Genomic DNA, 25,603 nt, shown 5'->3' on the forward strand with positions numbered 1-25,603 from the left:
TAAAATTTGATATAATAGAAATAGGAATGAATAACAGGCCTTAAAACAGGGGAGAACGCGGCCGCGAGGTAAAAAAATACCCCCAAGGCAGTAATAGTTATACTACCTTGAGGTAGGGATGATCATTATTTAATTTTATACTTTAATCTTTACATGGATCAGGGCTATTCCTTGTCCTTGTTTTTTTCTTTGTCGTCATTGTATTTCTTTTCTGCATCCTTGGCTTTTTCAAAATCAAGTATTACGGAATTGATACAATAACGCAGGCCTGTTGGAGGTGGCCCATCATCAAAAACGTGCCCTAAGTGAGCTTTACATCTTCCGCACATTACCTCGGTACGTTGCATACCGTGTGTATTATCAGGAGCGTATATTACACTGCTTTTAGAAATTGGCTCGTAAAAGCTTGGCCATCCGCAGCCACTTTCAAATTTAGTGTCAGAAACAAAAAGAGGGTTACCACATGCAGCACAATAGTACGTGCCAACCTCCTTGTTATTCCAATACTTTCCTGTAAATGCCCATTCGGTACCTTTTCCCCGGGCAATCTCATAAACATCTTTTGGTAAAATCTTCTTCCACTCAGCTTCAGATAGGTTAACCTTCGATGAATCCGACCTCGAATACACCGGGTTTTTTTTGTCTTCTTCCATGTGTGTCTTTTTTTTCCCCTTTTGGGAGTATGAGCAATTGGCAAACATTAATCCGCATATAAGCAACAAAAATAAATGAATCTTCCTTGGCATATTTTCAACAATTTTTTACATTAACAACAGCTTAACAACCCGTATTGTCGATATATTAAAGTTACGAACTCAAGGCCTTCTTGGATTCTTTTATATATCACCCGGCCAAGTTTTTAACATTTTAATGTCAATTTCTTGCATATAACATGTGCAAAAATGTACACCCGCCGTATTTCACCACCCGGCGGGAATTTGCTAACTTTACGCCAAAAGAGAGGCAATTGGCGGATATCATTAAATTACTACCGGATAATATAGCGAACCAAATAGCTGCAGGCGAAGTGATTCAAAGACCGGCTTCGGCTGTTAAGGAATTATTAGAAAATGCCGTGGATGCAGGGGCTACAGATATTCAGCTCCTGGTTAAAGATGCGGGGAAAGAGTTGATACAGGTGATCGATAACGGTTCCGGTATGAGCGAACTGGATGCCCGTATGTGCTTTGAAAGGCACGCTACCTCTAAGATTCAAACGATTGATGACCTATTTCATATCCGGACAATGGGTTTCCGTGGCGAGGCCCTGGCTTCTATTGCCGCGGTAGCCCAGGTTGAACTGAAAACCCGCAGGGAGCAAGAGGAACTGGGGATTTATATCGAGATTGAAAATAGCGCCGTAATTAAACAGGAGCCTTGCCAGTTTCACGTCGGAACGAGCATCGCCATGAAAAACCTCTTCTTTAATGTTCCCGCCCGTAGGAATTTCCTGAAGAGCAATGCTGCCGAAATGAGGCATGTTGTGGATGAATTTATCCGCGTGGCCATGGCTTATCCACAATTGCAATTCTCCCTTGTCAGCAATGGACAGGAGTTATTTCATCTTGACAAAGGCTCACTAAAACAACGTATTGTCGGTATTTTAGGCCAGTCTTATAACGCGAAACTAGTATCCGTAAAGGAAAGTACCGATTATATGAACGTGTATGGTTTCGTTGGAAAACCTGATACGGCGAAGAAAACCCGCGGCGATCAGTTCTTTTTCGTGAATAACCGGTTTATCAAGAGCCCTTATTTACATCATGCCGTAATGAATGCTTTCGAGGAAATGATCCCGGCGGATAGTTATCCCCTTTATGCCCTTTTTATAGAGGTGGATCCCGCGCACGTCGATATCAACGTGCATCCAACGAAGCAGGAAATCAAATTCGATGATGAAAAGGTGATGTATGCTTTCGTGCAGGCTGCTATCAAGCACTCCCTGGCGCAGTTCAGCATTACCCCGACGCTCGATTTTGAATTGGATCCCGGTATCCAGCAGTTGGAAGCGCTTACGCAGCCATTTACCAAGGAAAAACAGGAGCAACAAAGCAACTCCTCGCTTTATAAAACATTCTCACAGGCCAACCAGGCGCACCTGATCGAAAAAAGCAATAACAGCAACCTGAAAAATTGGCAAGATTTGTACAAGATCGCGGGTAACGAACCGGGCGAAAGCTTTCCGCTTGAAGTGGCGATCCCGGATTATTTTGATCTGAATACCGGCCAACCGCAGGTACAGCACCCCGTTACCGCTTCCGTGATCGATGAGGGATGGATGGAAGAAGAAGTGGAACAGAAAGCCCCCGCGCAGCCGGTGCAAGTGCACCAGAAATATATCCTCTCGCAGATAAAATCCGGTTTTATCCTGATCGATCAACAAGCTGCCCACGAACGGATTTTGTACGAACGCTATCAACGTGCCCTGGCTGAAAAACCAATGGCAACCCAGCAAAGTCTTTTCCCGCAAACGATTAGTTTTCCCCCGGCTGATGCCGCTTTGCTGATCGATATGCTCACCGATTTACAAACGTTAGGTTATGACCTGGAACCTTTTGGCAACAACACTTTCGTAGTCCGCGGCACCCCGGCGGATCTACCCACGGGTAACCAACAAGCCAGTATCGAATCCTTATTGGAACAGTTTAAGTTTTTCAGTTCTGAATTGAAACTTGACAGGCGCGAACAACTGGTACGTTCCATGGCAAGGAACCACGCGGTACCGGCCGGGAAGTTGATGGGACCCAAGGAAATGCAGAATATCATCGATGAGCTCTTTGCCTGTGCCATGTCCAACGTTGCGCCTAGCGGTCGCTCTACATATATCTCGTTCAAATTACAGGATCTGGACAAGATGTTTGACCGGGCCTAGATTTCCGGGAACAACCCCGCTAATCGCTCGTATGCAGCCTTGAATAAATCGTAGTGTTTTTGATAGATACCGTTTTTTTGCGCTTTAAATACGGCGCTAGGTTTCCCTATGTCAAAAGTCCAAGCATCGGTGGCTCCCAGCGCTTCCCAGCCCAGCAATGAAGCGCCGAGGGCTGACGCATCGGCATGACTGTATAGTTCGCAGGGGAGCTCTAATACGTCACATAATAATTGCACCCAGTCCTTGGATGCTGTAAATCCACCGCTAACATGGATGGATGTTATGTTTCCTAATGTTTCCTGTAATTCACTGATCACTGATCTCAAGCTGTAGCAAATGCCTTCAATCATGGCCCTGTTAAAATGGGCCAAGGTATGATGGTGCTGCATCCCAAGGAAAACGCCCTTGGCCTGGCTATCCCAAATCGGCGCCCGCTCACCGCTTAAATATGGAAGGCAAAGTAAGCCTTCGGCCCCCGCCGGTATCGCGAATGCGGAAGATAATTGCTTGTCAAGATCTGTAACCGCTGTGCCCGGGTAAAAGGTTTTTTGAAACCATTGCGCCGCATTCCCTCCATTATTGATCGCACCACCTACCAAGTAAAGGTTTTCATTCAGAGCGTAAGTAAATAGGGAGCCATTGCCGCTGACAAGTGGTAAATGGCTAATCATACGGGCCGCGCCGCTCGTGCCGATCGTTAGGGTGGCAACCTGCTCCCGGATGGCGCCCGAGCCTACTTGCGCCATGCAACCATCGCTACCGCCGATAATGAGCTTGGTGCCGATGGGTATCCCCATTTTGGCTGCAATCGCTGGTTTCATAATTTTAAATACACTGCCGGGAGGTACCGGGTGCGGCAAGACATCTTTCGAGATGCCCAATGTTTCTAATGCCAGCGAGCTCCATTCGTGTTTACGGATATCGAAGAGGCCCATCGCGGAAGCAATATTGTAATCAACAACATATTCGCCCATGCAATGCCAAAGAAAATACTCCTTGATCCCGATAAATCGATAAGCTTTTTGGAAGACCTGCGCTTGTTCCGATTGTAGCCATTTGATTTTGCTCAATGGCGACATCGCGTGTATTGGCGTACCCGTTTGCTGGTAAAGCTCTTGCCCGATGGGCGAGTTTTTGATTGCTGCCGCCGCTGCTGCACTGCGATTATCACTCCACAACATCATGGGCATGAGTGGTTTGCCGGTTTTGTCTACGGCTATTAAGCTATGCATGGCAGCGCTAAGGCTAATCGCTTCAGGTGTTTTAGATTGGCTCGTGACAGCTTTCCGGATGCAGTTAAACACGGCTTCAATTACCTGGTCAGGGTCTTGCTCGCTGTACCCGGGCCCGGGATGATTGGTAGGGTAATGTTCTGAATAAACACTTTCCACCTGCCCCGGGGCGAAAGATAAAATCGTTTTAGCACTGCCGGTTCCTATATCTACGCCCAATACATATTTACCGTTACTTTCCATCAGCTAAAATTTTTATTCTATAAAAAAGCCTTTCCGTATTCGAGTTTTAATTTATAGATTTATTACCGTTCCAAGATGAATTAAGGTCAATTTTGGTCAATATCTGTTAAAATTTATCCACAAATCCACGATTATGGCTTTTGAAATCAAGAAGCAAGCGAAAATGTATGATGTGTGTATCGTTGGTTCTGGTGCCGGGGGAGGAATGGCCGCAAAGGTGCTCTCGGAAGCAGGACTTTCGGTGGCGCTATTAGAAGCGGGACCCAATTACGATCCCGCAGATCCAAAACAGGCCACCCAATTAAAATGGCCATATGAATCTCCGAGGCGAGGAGCCAGTACTACCCGACCTTTCGGTGATTTTGATGCTGCGTACGGCGGATGGGAAATTGAGGGAGAGCCCTATACTACTAAAAATGGAACCCAGTTTGATTGGTTCCGTTCCAGGATGTTAGGGGGGAGAACGAACCACTGGGGACGTATTTCTTTGCGCTTCGGACCTAATGATTTTAAACACAGAAGTCTTGATGGATTGGGGGATGATTGGCCGATTTCTTACGATGATGTAAAACCGTTTTATGATAGGGTTGACAAGATGATCGGTGTGTTCGGCACCCGTGAAGGCATCTACAATGAGCCGGATGGCTTTTTCTTGCCGCCACCGAAACCCCGGTTACATGAATTGATGGTTAAGCAAGCAGGAGACAAGCTCGGTATCCCGGTAATCCCTTCACGTTTATCAATTTTGACCCGTAAGGTGGATGACCGCAGGGGCGCATGTTTCTATTGTAGTCAATGTAGCCGCGGATGTACTATTTACGGGGATTTTTCCTCTTCATCCGTATTGGTGAAGCCTACCCTGAAAAGCGGTAACGTAGATCTTTACGTTAATGCAATGGCACGCGAAGTATTGACAGATAGTGAAGGAAAGGCAACCGGTATCTCTTACGTTAGCAAGGATGATATGCAGGAATACGAGGTGAAAGCCCGCGTGGTAGTATTGGCTGCGAGTGCCTGTGAATCGGCCAGGTTGCTCCTTAATTCTAAATCCAAGCGTTTCGAAAATGGATTGGCAAATGGTAGCGATGTTGTTGGTAAATATTTACATGACTCCACGGGTTCATCAAGGGCAGCATTTTTGCCTTCCCTGATGGATCGTAAGCGTTATAATGAAGATGGTGTAGGCGGCATGCACATGTACATTCCATGGTGGTTGGATAATAAGAAATTAGATTTCCCAAGGGGCTACCATATTGAATTTGGTGGTGGTATGCACATGCCTTCATACGGTTTCGGTTTCGGTATCGAAAAATTAAATGGAACCGTGCCTGGAATCGATGGCAAGATGAAACCTGCCGGTGGTTACGGCGTTGGTTTGAAGAACGATTACCGCCGCTTTTACGGTGCAACCGTGGGATTTGCAGGGAGAGGTGAAGCCATTGCCAGGGCAGATAATTATTGCGAGATAGATCCGAACGTCGTTGATAAATACGGCATCCCGGTACTGCGTTTCCATTACACCTGGAGCGATCACGAGATCAAGCAAGCCAAGCATATGCAAGATACTTTCGAGCAGATCATCCATGAAATGGGCGGTGTGCCGCTTGGAACCAAACCCGGCGAAGAAGAAAGGTACGGCATTGAAACACCGGGAAGGATTATTCATGAGGTAGGCACTACGAGGATGGGTAGTGATCCGCGCAAATCGGCATTGAATAAATACAACCAAGCCCACGAGGTGAAAAATTTATTCGTTGTAGACGGTGGGGCATTCGTATCTCAAGCCGATAAGAATCCTACCTGGACAATCCTTGCATTGTCGCTCCGTGCTTCCGAGTATATTGTTGATGAGTTGAAAAAACAAAACTTGTAATTTTTCATCATTCAACTAATGATCATTAATTCATTGATATAAAAAACTAATTATAATGGATAGGAGAGATTCGCTTAAATCTTTAGTATTCGGCTCTTTATCTGTTGGCGCTATATTAACCGCTTGCGGTGAAGGTGGTAAAGACGCCAAACATGCAACCGCTCCAATGGCGCCGGGTTATGGCCGAACACCTGATGAAGCTAAAAGGGATGCTGCTCTGAAAGAGGAAGTGTTTTTCACGGCTGCCGAGATGAAAACTATCACGGTATTAGCGGATATCATCATCCCGAAAGATGATACTTCGGGAAGTGCTACCGACGCGGGTGTACCGGATTTCATAGAATTTATTGTGAAAGATCAACCCAGTAATAAATTGCCGATGCGTGGCGGATTGAGATGGTTGGATGTGCATTGCCTGAAGAAACATGATAAGATTTTTACCGATTTGCCCAAGGAGCAACAACTCGCGGTAGTCGATGAAATCGCATATCCCGAAAAAGCCGATCCGGCTGTTAGCCAGGGAGTATCCTTCTTTAACAGGATGCGAAATCTTACGGCAACAGGGTTTTTTACCACTAAAATGGGCATTGAAGATCTTGGTTACCAGGGAAATAAACCCAATGAATGGGATGGTGTGCCCGCGGATGTATTGAAACAATACAACCTGGCCTATGATGAGAAAATGTTGAAGGAAGCCGTGAGAATGGAAGATAGGGGAGAAATAATGAAGTGGGATTAAAAAATTAGACTATATTAGTAGTACCTGTTATACGGTATTATTCCACACGCTAATTAAAAATGCAAAAAACCGTCCTGGACAATTGACCGGGACGGTTTTTTTGTGATCACAAGAGATCTATAATTTAAAAATTAATGACTGTATTCTTTAAATACCTTGTTCAACCATCGCAACATTAAGAATATAGTTAGGGCAGCGATACCGAGTAAAACAAAATTCACCAGGAAATAATTAGCCTTGTTATCATATTTATCCCATAACGTGGCCAAGATGCCTGACAGTTTATTCCCCATGGATGTAGCCAAGAACCAACCTCCCATCATTAATGCGGTAATTCTCGGCGGACTTAATTTCGAAACGAGGGAAAGTCCCATCGGGCTTAAGAATAATTCTCCCAAGGTAATCATACCATAGCTCCCGAACAACCACCAGGGAGAAGCCTTGATTTCGCCGTTATGGCAATAATACACCGCGGCCACCATCATAAATGTTGATAATGCGGAAATAAGCAATCCATAAGCGATCTTGCTAGGAGTTGTAGGTTCTTTTTGCCGCCTTCGTAAAAACGCGAAGAACATCACCACCAGGGGAGTTAATATTAATACAAAGAAAGGGTTGATAGATTGGAACAACTCTGTATTGAATAAATAAATGGTATCATTTTCTGTCGGCATCTTCTCCGCCTGCAAGTTCTTGAAATAAGGATCGAGGCCAATATCCTTTACAGGGTTTCCATCAGCATCTTTTATAACACGGAACTCTTTATCATACTGCACTACTTCTGCCGGGGTATTGGTAACAGATTGAACCAGGTATAACCCGGTGGCCGGTTGTTCCAATACAGTTGGAACTTCCCTATCTGTATAATACTGGGCCCATGTTGTTAGCGCAGAACCGTTTTGTTTGAACACGGCCCAGAACATGATGGACACGGCAAATACCATCAACAAAGCCTTGATCGGTTTTTTATCGGCAGCGCTAGCCTTCCTTAACAGGTTGGCGTAGAAATAAACGATCGGGATACAAGCCAAAAGGAATGCATCCGTGGAATCGGAACCGAAAATATTTCCTGGGATCATCCAGCCAATTACAGCAGCTATGGCCGCAGGTAAGAATACGGAAGCCAAAATTTGTCCCATCGGCATATCTTCAGGTTGTACAGGCTTGCGAACATCCGCTTCCTTATAATGCTTCCTCCCCAGGATGAAAATCAACACGCCAAGGAACATACCGATGCCAGCGGCAATAAAGGCCGCGCTCCAACCGATGGTGTTTCTTAAGTAAGCCGCGAAGAAATTACAGATGAATGCGCCTATATTGATACCGAAATAAAATATGTTGAAGCCGGTATCTTTATTGGCTTTAAATTGGGGGGTATTGTAAGTATTTCCAAGCAAGGTGGAAATATTTGGTTTAAATAAACCGTTACCAATACAGAGCAAGGCTAAGGATATATAAAAGATCATTTCATTGTGGAATGAAATACCAATATAGCCGAGGCCCATCAATATACCACCTATAATGATGGATTTTGAATAGCCTAATATCCTATCAGCAAGTAGTCCGCCGATAAAAGGTGTCAGGTAAACCATCGCGAGATAGGTGCCATATATATCAACGGCCTTAGTGCGATCCATGCCCATACCGCCCTTATCGGAATCAGTTAAATAGAGTTGTAGGATACCGAGTAATAGATAAAATCCGAACCGTTCCCACATTTCCGAAAGGAATAGGAATGGCAACGAAGCAGGGTGTTTCCTGTTGGTTGGCATAAAATGCGTCAGTTTTGGTGAAAAGCTAAAAATAAGAAAGAATGTTGATTCCGCGCTTTACAAGGGAAAGAACCCGGTATGTTATGCTAAACAGGTAAAACCATTTAGCAGCTAGAACCCTTTATACATCTATGTTGCACGGTGTCGGTTTTTTATCGCCATTCATATATGAAATTGGAATTTCTTTTATTTTTCTATTATATTCATCAAAAATTTTTCCACACATGGTTCAAGAGAAAAACAACACCGGGGGGCAATCCCGTCGCAACTTCTTAAAGAGTGGCGCAATGGCTGCAGCCGGTTTTATGATCGTTCCACGTCATGTACTAGGCGGTAAGGGATACACAGCACCTAGTGATAGATTGATCGTTGCTGGTATTGGAGTTGGTGGTAAAGGTGAAAGCGATATTCACGAGTTTTCTAAAGGGAAAGCCGACATCGCTTTCCTATGTGATGTAGATGAAAAAAGGGCTGCTACTTCTGTTAAACGTTTCCCTAAAGCGAAGTTTTACAAGGACTTCCGTGAAATGTTAGACAAGGAACATAAAAACTTCGATGCTGTATCCGTATCAACACCGGATCATAACCACGCCATCCAAGCTATGGCCGCAATGCAATTGGGCAAGCACGTATATGTTCAAAAACCTTTGACACATGATATTTACGAGGCCCGTAAATTAACCGAAGCTGCCAAGAAATATAAAGTTGTTACCCAGATGGGTAACCAAGGCTCTTCTGGTGATGGTGTGCGCCAATTGATGGATTGGTACAGGGCAGGAATTGTCGGTGATGTACATACAGTGCACGTTTGGACTAACCGCCCCGTTTGGCCGCAAGGTATTCCTTGGAGTGACCAAAAGGCGGAAGTGCCTAAGACCTTAGATTGGAATCTTTGGTTAGGTACGGCTCCATATACCGATTATGTTGAAAAGCTAGTACCATTTAACTGGCGCGGCTGGTGGGAGTACGGTACAGGTGCGCTAGGAGATATGGGTTGTCACTTGATCGAACCTCCTTTCCGCGTATTGGGCTTAGGTTATCCTAGTGATGTTGAATGTAGTGTCGGTAGCGTATATGTGGATGAATTTAAACGTGGATATTTCCCTAAGAGCTGTCCTCCTTCTTCTCACGTAACGATGACCTTCAAAACGCCTAAGGGTGATGTGAAAATGCACTGGATGGATGGTGGTATTCAACCTACCCGTCCTGAAGAACTCGGTCCGAACGAAGTAATGGGTGATGGTGGTAACGGTGTGATCTTTGAAGGTTCTAAAGGTAAGATGATGTGCGGAACTTATGGTATCAATCCGCAGTTATTACCTACCTCCCGCACGGCCGGAACAAAAGTTCCACAAACGATTGACCGTGTACCGGAAGGGCACTACTTACAGTGGGTAAATGCTTGTATCGCTGGTTACGGTAAGAATGAATTAAGTTCTCCATTCGAGATTGCCGGTCCGTTGACCGAAACCATCCTGATGGGTAACTTGGCAATCCGCAGCTTCGATATTCAGAAACCCCGTGCTGACGGTAGGGGATTTGATTATCCGGGTCGTTATATCAAGTTGTTGTGGGATGGTCAGGATATGAAGATTACCAACTTCGATGATGCGAATCAGTTTGTAAAACGTACTTACCGCCAAGGTTGGACTTTGGGTGCGTAGGAATGTTTTTTGAAGATATAATTTTGGGAATGGCCTCCGGTTGGGGGCCATTTTTGTTTTGCTAGTGCCGGATTATGGGGGCCGGATATGTGGGGGCCGGTCGCGACCGGCCCCCTGGCAGGGAGGCATAAAAAAATAGGCTGGGTTTTACCCAGCCTATTTTTTTATGCCTCCGATTTCATCATTTTCTGTTGTTTCTTCCTTTCTTCCTCATCCAACAACACCTTACGCATACGGATATGGTTCGGTGTTACTTCGATACATTCATCGTGTTGAATGTATTCCATACATTCCTCCAGTGTCATCAATGTTTTAGGAGCGATGTTGGTAGCTGCATCGGAACCGCTGGCGCGCATGTTGGTCAGTTTTTTACCCTCGTTAGGGTTTACAACCAAGTCGCCGGGCTTATTGTTTTCCCCGATGATCATACCTTTATATACTTCTTCTCCCGGATCAACGAAGAAGAAACCCCTGTCTTGTAATTTATCAAGGGAGTAACCGGTAGTTGTACCTGCTTCTTTCGCGATCAATACGCCGTTGTTACGACCGGGGATGTTACCTTTCCATGGTTTGTAATCTAAGAAACGGTGTGCCATTACAGCTTCGCCGGCAGTTGCTGTCAACATTTGCGTACGCAAACCGATCAAGCCGCGGGAAGGAATTTCAAATTCCAGGTGCTGCATTTCGCCTTTCGTTTCCATGATCAACATTTCACCTTTACGGCGAGTCACGAGGTCAATTACTTTACTGGCAAATTCTTGCGGAACGTCAACTACCAAGGTTTCATAAGGCTCACATTTCTTACCGTCGATCGTTTTCAGGATTACTTGCGGCTGACCAACTGTTAATTCGTAACCTTCGCGGCGCATGGTTTCTACCAATACTCCCAGGTGAAGGATACCGCGACCATATACTAAGAAGCTATCAGCGCTGTCTGTATCAACTACACGTAAAGCCAGGTTTTTTTCCAGCTCTTTGGTCAAGCGGTCACGGATGTGACGGGAAGTAACGAATTTACCATCCTTACCGAAGAAAGGAGAGTTGTTGATGCTGAACATCATATTCATCGTAGGTTCGTCTACGCTGATTACTGGCAATGCTTCAGGGTTTTCGAAATCAGCGATGGTATCACCGATACCGAAATCCTCGATACCAACAACAGCACAGATATCACCTGCTACCACTTCAGCCACTTTCTTTTTACCTAATGCTTCGAAAATATATAGTTCGCGAACGCGGGTTTTAACGATTGTACCATCGGCTTTGATCAAAGAAATCGGTTGGTTTTCTTTGATAGTACCGCGGGCAACCCTACCAATGGCGATACGGCCAAGGAAGGTAGAATAATCGAGGGAAGTGATTTGCATTTGCAAAGTTCCTTCTTCAATAGTTGGCTCCGGTACATGTTTTAATATACCTTCCAACAGGGGAATAATATCTTCTGAAGGCGTTAATGAATCATTGAACCAACCGTTTTTACCGGAACCGTAGTAAGTTGGGAAGTCCAATTGTTCCTCGGTAGCATCCAGGTTGAAGAATAATTCAAATACGGCATCATGTACCTCGTCGGGGCGGCAATTCGGTTTATCAACCTTGTTGATTACCACGATCGGTTTCAGGTTTAACTGTAAAGCCTTTTGTAATACGAAGCGGGTTTGCGGCATGGGGCCTTCGAAGGCATCCACCAGGAGGATCACACCATCAGCCATTTTCAATACACGCTCTACCTCACCACCGAAGTCGGCGTGACCCGGTGTATCGATAACGTTGATTTTAACGCCGTTGAACTCCACGGATACGTTTTTACTCAAGATCGTGATACCACGTTCCCTTTCGAGGTCATTGTTGTCCATGATCAATTCACCGGTTTCCTGGTTTTCCCTGAAAACATTCGTTTGGTGTAAAATTTTATCCACCAAGGTTGTTTTCCCGTGGTCTACGTGCGCAATAATCGCGATGTTTCTTATTTGCATAATAATAACTTGCTTTTGGCTGTACGTATACCTCACAGATAACTCTGTTCCAGGTTATTGCATTCAGCCCTCAAAAGAAGGCGCAAAGGTACGAAAATGTAGCGAATTTCTAGGCTATAGGGTTTAAATTAATGTAATCATTTGTTAAACTCGCGCGTATTATTTATTAAGCCATGATTTACAACTGTTTAAATGATGGCAAATATTGTATATAATCCCGGTTGAATTAATAAATAATTAAATGTGAAAAGAGCTAATTTTCAGCATTATTTTTGTTGTTAATGCTGTATTTACTTAAATCTTTTCAATGAAATCCGATATGAAAAAATGCTTGCTTTTGGCTTGTCTATTTGGATTGATAGGGCTTTTTCATCCGGCTGCCGCGCAGCAAATTCCTTCGCAGGATATCATGCTGTCGCAATACGAATATCCATTTCCCGTAAAGTTTATCTCCGTTCATGCGCAAGGACAAGTGCTGTCGATGGCATATATGGATGTGCTGCCGGCAAAACCTAATGGTAAAACTATATTGTTATTACACGGGAAGAATTTCAACGGCGCTTATTGGGATAGTACCGCCGCGGCTTTACGTGATGCCGGTTACCGCGTTGTGATGCCTGATCAAATCGGTTTCGGCAAATCCTCGAAACCGGCGCATTTTCAATATAGTTTTCAACAATTGGCCTTGAATACCAAGGCTTTATTAGATACTATCGGGGTGAAGAAAACGGCGGTGCTGGGGCACTCGATGGGAGGAATGTTGGCCGCCAGGTTTGCATTGATGTTTCCGGGTACCACGGAAAAGTTGATCCTCGAAAACCCGATCGGACTCGAAGATTGGAAAACAATGGTTCCGTATATGTCGATCGACCAATGGTACAAAGGTGAGTTAGCCCAAAACTACCAGGAGATCAAGGCATACCAGTTGAATAGCTATTATGCCGGGCATTGGTCGCCGGCATACGAGAAATGGGCTTCTTTATTGGCAAGCTGGATTACCGCCAAAGAATACCCCTTGGTAGCATGGAATTCGGCTTTGACTTATGATATGATCTTCACGCAACCCGTTGTTTACGAATTTAAAGATATCCGGGTGCCGACTTTGTTGATCATCGGGCAAAGAGATAGAACGGCATTGGGAAAGGCGCTAGTTTCAGCAGAAGTTCGCGCCAAAATGGGTAATTACCCCGAACTCGGTAAAAAAACTGCCAAGGCAATTCCCGGTGCCAAGTTGGTTCCGCTGGATAATGTGGGGCATCTTCCACATATCGAGGCCTTTTCGAGGTTCATCGAACCATTGAAAAAATTCTTGGCGCAATAGGTTTACGGTTGTTGTTCCATTGACTTTTCAATGTACTTGAAAGCATTTTGTATGGCAGGGTTTTTCAGGGCTTCCGCGATATCCCTTTTTTCCCGGGATGTAAGGTGGAAGCTCAATGCAGCAGCTTGGTTGGATTGCTGCGGCACATATTGAAAGATGACCCTTTCGAACTTGTTAGGAAAATACCCTTCCATGTAATTGATCATGTAATCTTGCGTATAGTCCTGCATAGTGCTCCAGTGTTGTTGCATCGTGAACAGCGGCTCAAACAGGAGGTCGCTTAAATCCTTGTAACCCTTGATGCGTTGCATATTGTTCTTCCGCGTATCGCGGATTTGTATAAACAATACACCACCCGTATTCGCATTAATCCAATCCCTGAAAGTATACAGGAACCGCAGGCTTGTTTCCTGTCCAAAATTATCCCGGATCCCGGCATCCATCACATCGATGATCGGTTTGCTGGGAAGGAACACATTGGGCAGCACATATGGGAAGGTGGCGTTCATCCTGATGGCGCTAGTTACTTTAAGTTGACCGGCTGATTGTTTGCTGAAAAATTGTTGAAAGTCGATACCATCAATATCGCGCCATGGCCTTGTCGGATGTAGGTATTGCGGTGCGCAAAGGTAACTGATGGGCTGCGCCGAGATAATTAGCTTCCTGCCATCGGCATTGATGGCGCCATTCCATATCAGCAGCGGTATATCTGCCTTGGCTTCGGGCTCTTGGTAAGCGCTGATGGGTTTATCGAGAATATAGTCGGTGTTTTTATTCAACTGCATTTCGAAGGCGTATCCGCGGTCTTTCGTATAGCGATTATTCCCGATCTTGAAATTTCTGAACGGCGTGATGAGGTCATTTACTGCTAACGAAGCAAAAACAGCATTGAGGATATCGCTCGAAATTTTCTCACGGTAAGTACTGTCATAAATATTGTGAACTTTTCCCTGTAGTTGTTGCAGGTACAACTCCCGGAAATAAGTGGCGCCCATCATCCCACCGGAAGCGCCGGTCATCAAAACAGTATGCGTCATTAACCGCCCTTCCAACAAGCTGTCTAATCTTTGCAAAACGTTCATGGTCCAAGTGGCAGAGCGGGTACCGCCGCCGCTAACGTTCAGGATAACCAGTTTCGGTTTAATGTTTTCCGGGAACTTGCTTCTCCATCTTTGTAAGATTTGAATGGTGCTGGCTTGATCCCGGTAGCTTCTCTCTTCACTGAAAAATGATTGTAAATGCTCGACATCATAAACGGGCCTTTCATTTTTGTTTAGGTAATTGAGCCCATAGCCTTTGTTGCGGTTATCTACCATATCATGCTTTACCATCCAGTTAAGCCCGATCAATATGACAAGGAGAAAAGGTATTGACCAGGTTTGTAGTAGGTATGAATAAGCCCCGGCAATGCCGATTAGGAAGGCGAAAAAGATCAGGACGCTGGCCCCGGCCGGTATGCGGAAAGCGTTGTAGTCCATCAGGTAAGCCAGTATTACCAGGAATACCAAGGCTAGCCCGATCGTGATCATCGCGGCAACATGGTGTTGCTTAAAGATATTATCCAGGTAGTGTTTGTTGTAGTGGTCAACGTTTCTCGCGCGACGGATGCGCCAGGGGGTAGAAAAATAATTATCAACCGGCAATGCATTTTCATCCGGCTCCTGCGTCGGTTTAATGATCAGGCGTAGAAAATTCCTCGTGGTGCCGAACTGGCGGTTCAGGCGTTTGCCGATGTTTTTATCCGCATTAAAAAAATAGAAAAAGGAAATAAAGATGATCAATAAATATCCCGCCACGAACCCTTCGGTCAATAACAATACATTCGGAACCATATTTAACTCCTGGTACAGTTGATAGCGCCATAACCTGAAGATCATATCCCCGAGGAACAATGCGGGGATGATCATATTATTCAAACAATACCTGAAGAATGGTTGGGTCGTGGTGGCCAGGAATTTAAACCTGCCGGAATGCAGGATGAAAGTGGTAATATTCCAACTCATCGTGAATACCGCCAAAGCAACTCCGAGGATGGCCGTGCTGTAAAAGCTCACCTTACCAAGGTATTCCGGCGCTAAGAATAAGGAATCCCCACCGAAAAGCTTGGCAAACCCGCCGTTAATCGTGCTGAATAAAATTACCCAGAAAATCAACAAGATTTGGTACTTCCTGAAATGAAGTAACAATAATTGAATAGGAAAGGAATAGTAAATTTTAAATATGAAATATTTCACTTTTACGCCCGGGCTTTTGGCTAAACTTACGGAAAAAAATCAGCCCGAGTATCTACGGCATATTAAAATTTTTCTTTTTACATTGATTTTTTGCCGGCTAGGAATCTTCCCCAAACCATAACGATCAATAACAACATGCCAACAAACTGGTGCGCAAGTGCGAAAGATAACGGAATGGCGACCTTGCTGTTCAATATCGTTAAAACGCCAAGTAAAACTTGCAACAGGACAACAATCAGCGCCCAATTACGCATCCGGTGCAACCTGGACGATACCGGTTCTTTACCGGCTTTATACCACCATATGGCAATCAATAGGGTTAAGATATAGGCTAAACCGCGGTGTATAAACTGTATCGTGATTTGATTATGCGTAATATCCTCAAAAAAACCGCCCTGTTTAAACATGCCCACCGGCCATGCTTGACCGTTGATGTCGGGCCAAGTACTAGCTACCAATGCAGCATGTAATCCAGCCATAAAAGCACCGTAAGCGAGTTGAACCACCAGGATAACCAGGATCCAGTTCATCAGCGTTTTCAATTTCGGTGCAAAGCTGATTTCCATCTTCGGGATAGAGAGTTTCAAGGCAAACCAGAAAGCATATATCAAGCAAAGTAAGGCCGCCAGGAAGTGGATGGCCAAGCGGATATGGCTCACGTAAAGATTTTCTTCGTTTAAGCCGCTTTTTACCATCACCCAACCAATGAGTCCTTGCAATGCGCCTAAGCATAGCAGGATGATCATGGGTTGGATCATTTCCTTGGTAATCTTTTTCTTAACGATAAAGTATATAAACGGAACGATGAATACCAGTCCAATTAACCGGGCCCAGTTGCGGTGCAGCCACTCCCAGAAATAAATACCCTTGAAATCCTGCAAGGTGAAGTGGTTGTTTATATATTGGAATTGCCCGATTTCCTTGTACTTGTTGAATGCCTCTTGCCAAGCTTGTTCATTCATGGGTGGCAAAGCGCCCAGGACAACTTTCCATTCCGTAATGGAAAGCCCGGAGCCGGTGAGGCGGGTGATGCCCCCCAACAATACTTGCACAATAATCATGGCTACCCCTACGAACAGCCAAATAACGACAGGTTTATGTTGCTTGAAATTGGTATTCATAACGGCGCAAAATTAGGGGTAGAAATCTAATTAATAGAAGGAAATGCCCGGAATCTGATCAAAATCATCTTTTATTGGTGAGATGATGTGCCGGGCTTTATATATTAATATGAAAATTAAAACTTTATTTATAATTGAAAAAGAGATAGGATATTTATCAAGCCGTATATAAAAAGAATAATGCAAAAAGCCAAATATGCATTGTAGCTTCGAATGATTAATTTTACCCGGATAAAAACATTAGACCATTGCTGTTACCATACTATCAAGATGTATTTATCGAAGCAGGTTGCGATGAAGCGGGTAGAGGCTGCCTGGCAGGGCCGGTATATGCCGCCGCCGTGATCCTTCCCCGCAATTTTTCGCACCCGTTGCTCAATGATTCTAAACTGCTAAGGGAAGAAGATCGATTGGAATTGAAATGTGTAATAGAAGAAAGCGCGCTCGCCTTTGCCGTAGGGAGCGTGGATAACGTGGAAATCGATGAAATCAATATTCTTAAAGCCTCGTTTGTGGCCATGCACAGGGCATTGGCACAATTGTTGATTGTTCCTGAATTAATCCTGGTCGATGGCAACCGGTTTACTCCCTACGGGGAAATTCCCTATGAATGTATCGTGAAAGGAGACGGTAAATTTGCATCCATCGCGGCAGCTTCAATTTTAGCAAAAACTTACCGCGATGCCTATATGGAGCAGTTACATGAAGAATTTCCGCAATATGGCTGGAACACGAATAAAGGATATCCAACATTGCAGCATCGGGAAGCCATCAAGGAACACGGTGATACCCACTTACACCGAAAATCCTTCCGGTTATTGCCAGATCAGCTTACCATAGATTTTGACTCGGTTTAATTGTATATTGTTGACATAATACTCCCTTACGCCGACAGCTAAATCTATTTTTAGAACTATTGTTATTAATTTTGAGACCGATAGGACGTAGCTATGTTAAAGCAGACTCAACAACAGAAATTATTACAAAAACTGTCACCGCAACAGATTCAATTGATGAAGCTGTTGCAGGTTCCTACTGCCAACCTGGAAGAGAGGATCAAGGAAGAATTGGAAGAAAATCCCGCGTTGGAACATAGCGAAGATACTTACGATGACGATCTATCTAAAGATCCGGCCGAAGAGTACGAAAATAATGATGATGAGTTCGAAGTGGACGGTGAAAGTGAATATGATAATATAGATATATCAGAATACGTGTCGGAAGGGGATGACGATATCGCGGACTATAAACTGCGTGATGATAATTACGGCGACCAGGAAGAAACCCGCACCATCCCGGTTAGGGTGGAGACTTCTTTCCACGAGCAATTATTATCCCAACTGGGAATGCTTGCCCTCGACGAACGCCAACACCGCGTAGCCGAACAAATTATCGGTAGCATCGATGATGATGGTTACCTGAGGAGGGAGGTCGATGCCATCGTGGATGATCTTTCGTTCTCCCAAAATATCGAGACCTCCGACGAGGAAGTGAAAGAGTTGATCAAGCTGATTCAAACCTTCGATCCGCCGGGCGTTTGTTGTGCCGATTTGAGGGAATGCCTGCTTTTGCAGCTCCGTAGAAAGCCACAGGATGAACCCAGCATCGTGAATGCTACCCAAATCCTTGATGAGTACTTCGAAGAATTTACCAAAAAACATTACGAGAAAATCCAAAAGGCCCTGGGCCTAAGCGATGATGATCTGAAGGAAGCCATCACGCAAATTATCCGCCTGAACCCGAAACCCGGCTCTAACTTTGAATCGGTTAATAAGGCCGAGAGCTATGTAATACCCGATTTTTTTATATTGAACAACAACGGGAAACTGGAACTTTCCCTCAATTCTAAAAATGCGCCGGACTTACGCATTTCCGAAGGTTACCGCGAAATGCTGAGGGAATACGATAAAGGGGATAAGAAAGATAAGCGCCAGAAAGAAGCCGTATTGTTTATCAAGCAAAAGATTGATGCCGCGAAATGGTTTATCGATGCCATCAAGCAGCGCCAGCATACATTATTGTCCACGATGGAAGCCATCATGGATTATCAAAGGGAGTTTTTCCTCACCGGCGATGAAACCACGTTGAAACCGATGATCTTAAAAGATATCGCGGATCGTACGCAGCTCGATATTTCCACCGTTAGCCGCGTAGCCAACAGCAAGTTCGTGCAAACGGAATTCGGTACCTTTAAATTGAAATTCTTCTTCTCCGAATCATTATCTACAGATAGCGGCGAAGAGGTGAGTACCCGGGAAGTAAAGAAGATACTTTCCGACCTGATCGAAGGGGAGAATAAGCGCAAGCCCTTGAGCGATGAAAATCTGACCAAGATGTTACAAGAAAAAGGTTATAATATTGCCCGTAGAACCGTGGCAAAATATAGGGAGCAGCTCAATATCCCGGTGGCCAGGTTAAGGAAAGCACTTTAATATTTAGACTTTAACAAATAGATGTTACTAGAAGATAAGCCGTTTATCGAAGCATCGGCCCCGGAGCCGATATCATTTGCACCAGGTTTAAAAACCATGGCGCAGGTAATTTCCTATATTTTTCACCCGTTGTTCTTGCCTTTGGTGGTAACCTACCTCTGTGTAACGGCGATGCCGGAACAGTTCGTGTATTTCAAGGAAATCAGCCGCGTATTTTCTTTTGACATTTTGTATATCAGGGTTTTTGCTAATACCTTGCTTTTTCCTTTGCTGGTGGTAGTGCTGGGGCGGGCCTTGGGTTTTGTGAGCTCAATTTACCTCAAATCCCAGCAAGACAGGATCATCCCTTACGTGGCCAGCATTATTTTTTACTTCTGGACTTTTTACACGTTTAAACGTGAAGGGGAGGCGCCGCCATTTATGAACGCGTTTTTCCTGGGGATTTTCATCGCCGTCATCTTGAGCCTGGTAGCTAATAACTTTGTGAAAATCAGTATGCACACGGTGGGTTGGGGCGGCATGATCGGCTTTTTCATCATGTTGATGTTCGGGATGGATATGAATGTAGCGCTCCCGCTGGCAATTATTTTCGTAATTTCAGGTTTAGTGGCTACGGCCAGGATGATCTTGAATGCGCACACTACCGGCGAGATTTATATCGGCTTTATCGTTGGAATTATTTCTCAAATGCTAGGATATTGGTTCGTAGGTTGAAGATTTTCAATAAATTGCAAGAGAGCTGGCCGCCTTTCAGGGGGCCTTTTTTATTTTTTCTAAAAACTTTTTGGTTACGCATGTTCAATGCGTACCGTGTTACGATCTTTGTATTGTCTATTGCAGTTGACCTCAAAAATTAAAAAACACGGTAGATGCTATTAAAATTAGTAATTCTATAAAAATGCTAAAATTTTTAGGACAATTTCAGAATTTAGTTTTACCTTAGCACTACCATTAGATTTTAAACTTAACTAACTAAAACAAACGAAATTTTATGTCTAACGCCAATACAGATAAATTGAAGGCCCTGCGCCTTACAATGGATAAAATCGAGAAAGATTTTGGGAAAGGTTCTGTGATGATGATGGGTGAGCGTGGAGTAGAGCGTACGGAAGTTATCTCTACAGGTTCCCTGGGTTTGGATATCGCGTTGGGAATTGGTGGTTTTCCAAAGGGTAGGATCATCGAGATCTACGGCCCGGAATCTTCTGGTAAAACAACGGTTGCAATTCACACCATCGCGGAAGCGCAGAAAAAAGGTGGAATTTGCGCCATCATCGATGCTGAACACGCTTTTGATAGTTCATATGCTCAAAGATTGGGAGTGGATGTAGACTCCTTGTTGATTTCACAACCTGATCACGGGGAGCAAGCTTTGGAAATCGCGGATCGCCTGATTCTTTCCGGCGCCGTGGATGTTGTAGTGATTGACTCCGTGGCAGCCTTGGTGCCGAAAGGTGAATTGGAAGGTGAAATGGGTGATAGCAAGATGGGTTTGCAAGCCCGCTTGATGTCCCAGGCATTGAGGAAGCTGACCGCAACGATTTCTAAAACTAATAGTTGCTGCATCTTCATCAACCAATTGCGTGAAAAAATCGGTGTCATGTTCGGTAACCCCGAAACAACAACCGGTGGTAATGCCTTGAAATTCTATGCTTCGGTAAGGTTGGATATCCGCCGTATGAGCCAAATTAAAGATGGCGATGAAGCAGTAGGTAACAGGGTGAAAGTGAAAGTGGTAAAAAATAAAGTAGCACCTCCTTTCCGCCAAGCAGAATTTGATATTATTTACGGTCGCGGTATCTCTAAAGTGGGCGAGTTGATCGACATGGGCGTAGAGTTTGGAATCGTTCAAAAAAGCGGTAGCTGGTTTAGTTACGAAGGCAATAAGTTGGGTCAAGGCCGGGATGCCGTGAAACAATTACTGCTGGATAACCCTGAAGTAGCTAACGAGATCGAAGCAAAAATCAAAGCCAAGTTGATCGAACAAACAACTCCTGCTACTCCTGCTCCTAATGGTAAAGATAAAGAGGCAGCGGCGGCACCTACTGCATAAGCGGTAATGATTATTCTCTTTCTGTTCATAAAAACTATTTAGCTAAGCTGCGTAAAATAGTATAGTTCATTATACAAGAACAAAGCTTAGCTAAATAATTTTAACTGTCTATAGTTTTTAATTCCCCGGTGCTAAATGTACCTAAGGATGAGAGAATGACTATATGAGGTTGATTGGATATCTATACTTTGCTTTCGAGAGTTGAGGCGATTGTATTTGAGAGTTGAAGTGATTGTATTCGAGAATTGAGGCGATTGTATTCGAGAATTGAAGTGATTGTATTCTAGAGTTGAGGCGATTGCATTCGAGAATTGAAGTGATTGTATTCGAGAGTTGAGGCGATTGTATTTGAGAGTTGAGGCGATTGCATTCTAGAATTGAAGTGATTGTATTCGAGAGTTGAGGCGATTGTATTTGAGAGTTGAGGCGATTGTATTTGAGAGTTGAGGCGATTGCATTCTAGAATTGAAGTGATTGTATTCGAGAATTGAGGCGATTGCATTCTAGAATTGAAGCGATTGTATTCGAGAATTGAAGTGATTGTAAAAAAATGTTCGAGCAAGAATATTTTTAAGAATAAATATTTAAAGTGAAGGTTGGGTTTGTGGCGATGAATGCTGTCAGTTTCGGTTAATGTTATATTTGTTTGGATTGATGTGCGGTAACGAGTAGCGGTGTAAGATTACTGCCCAAATTGTCTCGATGTAGGAGCACTGATTTGTTAATATATTGATCAATTTGTTGGCTGAACATCATTTTGACGGCTTATAAACAGCGACGCAGAGAAGCCACAGATTTATGGCTCATAACTCACAGATGCCCGGTTGAAATATACCAAATTGAAATATTTCAGATTAAATAAACCCATTGGACTGTTATCTCCCATTATCTTTTTAAGACAACGTTTATTACGTTTGTTTGGGTTAGTTTAGTCATAAAGGTTCGTTTTCTAGCGAACCTTTTTAATCTAAAACATTACGTCATTTATCATAATATTTATTTGGGTTAGTAACATTCAAGCGCCTGTTTTCCAACAGGCGCTTTTTACGAGCGAAGTAGCGTCAAGGCATGCCTTGACGCTACTTCGCTCGTTTCCGATCTCTCCGGATCACACCCCGTCCATCCCAACACTGGCACAGCATTTGAACTAGAAGCACTGATACTCCAAACATTTTACAAGCTTCAATGTTTTAATAATTAGAAAGTCTATATACAATGGAACAATTTAACATTACCTTCGATGCGAATGCCAAAAATTACGTGGTAGTAATTATCCCAAAAGAAGAAGATGGCAAACAGCTTTTTACCGCAATTATTGATGAAGATCGTAAAGTAGAGTTCGAAAAACAAAAAGACGGTACACTTGATGTAACTAATAATCCCAAACTGGAAACCAACGTCATCAACTCGATAGCCACAAGGATATTAGAGCAAGTCAACCTTGAAGATCGTAACAACCATCCTTGGAATGGTTAATGTGATTTCATCGCAAATAATGAGTATCTTACCCCGGTAATCCGGTGTATGAATCTTAAATGGTATTTCCTGTTTTGCATTGCAATCCTTCAATCTGTCACAGTAATTGCCCGATCTTCCGGGCAAAATCCAGGACCGAAATATTATTATTTAGAGGATTCAACAAGGTCGCTCAGGGCTGATCAGGCCTTGAAAGCCTATGTGAATGGTCATTTTAGCCCATTGTCAACCGGGGCTTTAAATCCCGGATTTACAAATTCCGATTATTGGTTAGTGCTGGAGCTGGATTCCAACTATCGAAAGGAGCAGGGTGTTTTCGTGATCGATAATGCGCATATTAATGAAATCCAAGCATATTATCTGGATTCACTTCATGAAGAAGCGCTTACTCCGCGGTATGTTACCGGCGACTTTCACCCCTTTGCACAAAGGCCAATCCAGTATAATACTTTTGCTTTCCCATTAAGGCAAAAAACGACGACTTACTTATTCAAGATCGATAAACATTTTGAATCATTACAGGCGCCGTTCTATTTAACGAATTACGCAAGGCTGCTTGCTTCGGTCGCCACTGAAGAATTATTAAATGGAATATTTACAGGAATATTGATATTGATCGTATTGTTTGGATTATTCCTTTTCCTTAATACCAGGGAGAAAGTTTATTTATATTACGCGGGGTACGTACTCGTAATAACCCTTTGGATCTTGTCTAATAAAGGGATAGGATTCCATTATTTATGGCCCAATTCGCATTTCTTTCCCAGCCGGGCGCGGCCACTTTTCGCCATGTTGAACATTGTCCTGATGATAGGGTTCTTACAATCTTTTATCCAGCAGCCCCGGAAAAGTTGGTTCTTTATTCCGCTGAAGATTTTACAATATTTTGCACTTATTATTTGCCTCGTTATTATATGCCCGGTAGAATACACCCGGTTTGGACAGTATTCCAATTACGTTCAGCATACCATGTCCCTATCTACTTTGGCATTAGTAGCATTATTCCTAGGTAGCATCGTTGAAAAAATCAAGCAAGGGAGCAGGCCGGCTTTGTTGTACCTGGTTGCCACGGTAGTTTTGCTATGTTTTGCCATGTTAGAAAGCCTGTATCATTTGGGGAAGGTAAATTTACCGTATTTACTGGCACATTACGGTATGTTTATAGGTGTTGTACTAGAAATGGTGATCATCACCCTCGGTTTAACAATGAGGTTCAACCAATACCGTAAGGAAAAACTAGTTTTACTTGAAGAACTGAATCAACAACAAGCTAAATTAACAGATACAATTGTTGCTGTCCAAGAGCAAGAACGCAAGGAGATCGCTGATCGTTTACATGATGAAATCGGGGCAATGTTATCCGTAGCTTCCTTACAGATCGATAGTTTAAGTCAATCAATGGATATTCAAAAACTGTATCATACACGTAGTATGATGAATGAAATATCTAATACGGTAAGAAACATTAGCCACCAATTGACACCTATCGTAATAGAAAAATATGGGCTTCGTAAAGCGATAACTGACCTGGTCGATAATACTAACCTGCCAAGCAATTTTAAGGTTGAAGCGATTATTATTGGCCTGGAAGAACCAATGCCCTTACAATTTCAGTTCACGGTGTACAGGATCATCCAAGAACTAGTTCAAAATGCAATTAAGCATGCTAAAGCCAAAAATGTACTATTGCAAGTAGTTGAACATGAAGATGCTATCAATATAGAAGTGACAGATAACGGGCAGGGGGTTGCGGACTTTGAAAATAAAAAGGAGGATGCTTTATTTTTACGTAGTGTCCGCGCTAAAGTAGCGTATTTGCATGGGATTATGGAGACGAACAGCAGCCAACCATCCGGGATGTCTATATTGATAGAGATTCCTAAGAACTATTAACCGGGTTATATCAATAATATTACAATGAAAGCTAGAATCATTATTGCTGACGATCACCAATTATTAATTGATGGATTACAATCCGTTTTAGCGGCGAATAAAGAATGGGAGTTAATTGAACCGGTGAATGATGGACGGGCCTTACTCGATCGTTTAGCTAATACGGAGGTTGACCTCGTGTTGCTCGATCTCAATATGCCCCAGCTAGATGGAATAAAGTCTTTAGAGCAAATAAAGAGATTATACCCGCGAATTAAAGTATTAGTAATTTCAAATTATCACCAAGCGCAATTGATCTTAAATATTCAGCAAATGGGGGCCGATGGATACCTGCTGAAAAACACGAATGCCAGCACCCTCCTTAAAGTGATCGAATTGATCTTGAACGGGGAAAAGTTTTTCGATGCCCCGCAATCCCAAGGCCAAGAAATTCCAGATTATTTTATTGACGACTTTCTCAAAAAATATCAACTAACGAAAAGGGAGGTTGAAATTATTAAGATGATAGGGGATGAAATGACCAGCAGGGAAATAGGACAGCAGTTATATATCAGCGAATTTACAGTCAATACGCACCGCAAAAATATCATGAGGAAACTTGCAGTAAAAAACTTGGCGGGAATTATGAATTTTGCGAAGAGTCATGGTATTTGCTAGCCACCCAAATGGATGGCTAGTGTGCTACCAGTTGTAGGTTGTTATAAA

At 43.6% G+C, this 25,603-nt stretch carries 18 protein-coding genes; 12 read left to right on the top strand and 6 right to left on the bottom strand.

The window, feature by feature from the left end; all coding sequences use genetic code 11:
• Nucleotides 1–164: 164 nt before the first annotated feature.
• Nucleotides 165–653 (bottom strand): peptide-methionine (R)-S-oxide reductase MsrB, encoded by a 489-nt coding sequence (gene msrB, locus COR50_RS05495; RefSeq protein ID WP_098196107.1) that lies wholly within the window; start codon nt 651–653, stop codon nt 165–167.
• Nucleotides 654–892: 239 nt separating this feature from the next.
• On the opposite strand from msrB, the gene mutL reads away from it, so the two are divergent.
• A complete protein-coding gene (gene mutL / locus COR50_RS05500) occupies nt 893–2,872 on the top strand; it encodes a DNA mismatch repair endonuclease MutL (protein WP_232516279.1) in 1,980 nt (659 codons plus the stop codon).
• On the opposite strand, the gene COR50_RS05505 is transcribed toward mutL, so the two are convergent.
• Nucleotides 2,869–4,347: a gluconokinase gene (locus COR50_RS05505; protein ID WP_098193068.1), complete on the bottom strand. Its 1,479-nt coding sequence runs from the start codon at nt 4,345–4,347 to the stop codon at nt 2,869–2,871. The two genes, mutL and COR50_RS05505, sit on opposite strands and share 4 nt — an antisense overlap.
• Before the next feature lie 133 nt (nt 4,348–4,480).
• On the opposite strand from COR50_RS05505, the gene COR50_RS05510 reads away from it, so the two are divergent.
• A complete protein-coding gene (locus COR50_RS05510) occupies nt 4,481–6,220 on the top strand; it encodes a GMC family oxidoreductase (protein ID WP_098193069.1) in 1,740 nt (579 codons plus the stop codon).
• A gap of 55 nt (nt 6,221–6,275) precedes the next feature.
• A complete protein-coding gene (locus tag COR50_RS05515) occupies nt 6,276–6,959 on the top strand; it encodes a gluconate 2-dehydrogenase subunit 3 family protein (protein WP_098193070.1) in 684 nt (227 codons plus the stop codon).
• A gap of 131 nt (nt 6,960–7,090) precedes the next feature.
• On the opposite strand, the gene COR50_RS05520 is transcribed toward COR50_RS05515, so the two are convergent.
• Nucleotides 7,091–8,731 (bottom strand): peptide MFS transporter, encoded by a 1,641-nt coding sequence (locus COR50_RS05520; RefSeq protein ID WP_098193071.1) that lies wholly within the window; start codon nt 8,729–8,731, stop codon nt 7,091–7,093.
• Nucleotides 8,732–8,955: 224 nt separating this feature from the next.
• On the opposite strand from COR50_RS05520, the gene COR50_RS05525 reads away from it, so the two are divergent.
• A complete protein-coding gene (locus tag COR50_RS05525; protein WP_098193072.1) occupies nt 8,956–10,395 on the top strand; it encodes a Gfo/Idh/MocA family oxidoreductase in 1,440 nt (479 codons plus the stop codon).
• Nucleotides 10,396–10,559: 164 nt separating this feature from the next.
• Here the strand turns inward: COR50_RS05525 and typA are convergent, their stop codons facing one another.
• A complete protein-coding gene (typA, locus tag COR50_RS05530; protein WP_198405783.1) occupies nt 10,560–12,368 on the bottom strand; it encodes a translational GTPase TypA in 1,809 nt (602 codons plus the stop codon).
• A gap of 337 nt (nt 12,369–12,705) precedes the next feature.
• On the opposite strand from typA, the gene COR50_RS05535 reads away from it, so the two are divergent.
• Nucleotides 12,706–13,689: an alpha/beta fold hydrolase gene (locus COR50_RS05535; protein WP_232516280.1), complete on the top strand. Its 984-nt coding sequence runs from the start codon at nt 12,706–12,708 to the stop codon at nt 13,687–13,689.
• A gap of 2 nt (nt 13,690–13,691) precedes the next feature.
• On the opposite strand, the gene COR50_RS05540 is transcribed toward COR50_RS05535, so the two are convergent.
• Nucleotides 13,692–15,845 (bottom strand): patatin-like phospholipase family protein, encoded by a 2,154-nt coding sequence (locus COR50_RS05540; RefSeq protein ID WP_198405784.1) that lies wholly within the window; start codon nt 15,843–15,845, stop codon nt 13,692–13,694.
• 155 nt (nt 15,846–16,000) lie between these two features.
• Nucleotides 16,001–17,044, bottom strand: coding sequence for a COX15/CtaA family protein (locus tag COR50_RS05545; RefSeq protein ID WP_098193074.1), 1,044 nt, complete (start codon nt 17,042–17,044; stop codon nt 16,001–16,003).
• A 248-nt stretch (nt 17,045–17,292) separates the two neighbouring features.
• On the opposite strand from COR50_RS05545, the gene COR50_RS05550 reads away from it, so the two are divergent.
• The 7 genes from COR50_RS05550 to COR50_RS05580 all read left to right on the top strand — a co-directional run bounded on the left by COR50_RS05550 (nt 17,293) and on the right by COR50_RS05580 (nt 25,555).
• The gene (locus COR50_RS05550; RefSeq protein ID WP_098193075.1) at nt 17,293–17,901 is read left to right on the top strand and encodes a ribonuclease HII; all 609 of its coding nucleotides are present in this window, start codon (nt 17,293–17,295) and stop codon (nt 17,899–17,901) included.
• Between the two features lie 93 nt (nt 17,902–17,994).
• Nucleotides 17,995–19,476 carry an RNA polymerase factor sigma-54 gene (gene rpoN, locus COR50_RS05555; RefSeq protein ID WP_098193076.1) on the top strand — a complete coding sequence of 494 codons (1,482 nt, stop codon included), beginning with the start codon at nt 17,995–17,997 and terminating at the stop codon, nt 19,474–19,476.
• A 21-nt stretch (nt 19,477–19,497) separates the two neighbouring features.
• A complete protein-coding gene (locus COR50_RS05560; protein ID WP_098193077.1) occupies nt 19,498–20,190 on the top strand; it encodes a hypothetical protein in 693 nt (230 codons plus the stop codon).
• 277 nt (nt 20,191–20,467) lie between these two features.
• Nucleotides 20,468–21,529, top strand: coding sequence for a recombinase RecA (gene recA, locus COR50_RS05565; RefSeq protein WP_098193078.1), 1,062 nt, complete (start codon nt 20,468–20,470; stop codon nt 21,527–21,529).
• A gap of 1,215 nt (nt 21,530–22,744) precedes the next feature.
• Nucleotides 22,745–23,005, top strand: coding sequence for a hypothetical protein (locus COR50_RS05570; RefSeq protein WP_098193079.1), 261 nt, complete (start codon nt 22,745–22,747; stop codon nt 23,003–23,005).
• A 48-nt stretch (nt 23,006–23,053) separates the two neighbouring features.
• On the top strand, nt 23,054–24,898 hold the full coding sequence (locus COR50_RS05575; RefSeq protein WP_098193080.1) for a sensor histidine kinase: 1,845 nt from the start codon (nt 23,054–23,056) through the stop codon (nt 24,896–24,898).
• 24 nt (nt 24,899–24,922) lie between these two features.
• Entirely contained in the window at nt 24,923–25,555 is a 633-nt protein-coding gene (locus COR50_RS05580) for a response regulator (RefSeq protein ID WP_098193081.1), read from the top strand.
• Nucleotides 25,556–25,603 lie beyond the last annotated feature (48 nt).

Source organism: Chitinophaga caeni, assembly GCF_002557795.1.
In the GTDB taxonomy this organism is placed as follows: domain Bacteria; phylum Bacteroidota; class Bacteroidia; order Chitinophagales; family Chitinophagaceae; genus Chitinophaga; species Chitinophaga caeni.